The organism is Tetzosporium hominis, from assembly GCF_002265435.1.
Lineage (GTDB): Bacteria > Bacillota > Bacilli > Bacillales_A > Planococcaceae > Chryseomicrobium > Chryseomicrobium hominis.
The window spans coordinates 1-352 of sequence record NZ_NOKQ01000250.1; the positions used below are offsets into that span (position 1 = coordinate 1).

General features: G+C 46.6%; 1 pseudogene. It reads left to right on the forward strand.

Going from position 1 to position 352, the window contains the following annotated elements:
- Positions 1-41: 41 nt before the first annotated feature.
- Positions 42-352: pseudogene (locus CF394_RS11525) on the forward strand (sigma factor-like helix-turn-helix DNA-binding protein); the annotation flags it as partial.

Consider the following 352-nt stretch of genomic DNA (forward strand, 5'->3'; position numbering starts at 1 on the left):
TTTCAACAGTTTAAAGCGATAAAAACGGATAACCTGTGAGTGGCATTGAAATCAGCCTCATTGATGTCCTCAAATCGGAAAACGAAGACGTCATCGACACCATCCAGCTCAACATGGAGCTTGAAAAAGTGAAAAAATACATCGACATCCTGGACGGCAGAGAAAAAGAAGTCATCGTCGGCCGCTTCGGCCTTGATTTGAAGAAAGAGAAAACACAGCGCGAAATCGCGAAGGAGCTCGGGATCTAGCGGAGCTATGTGTCTCGGATTGAGAAACGGGCGATGATGAAGATGTTTCACGACTTTTATCGGGCGGAGAATGAGAAGCCGAAAAACACGAAGAGGACGAGTCC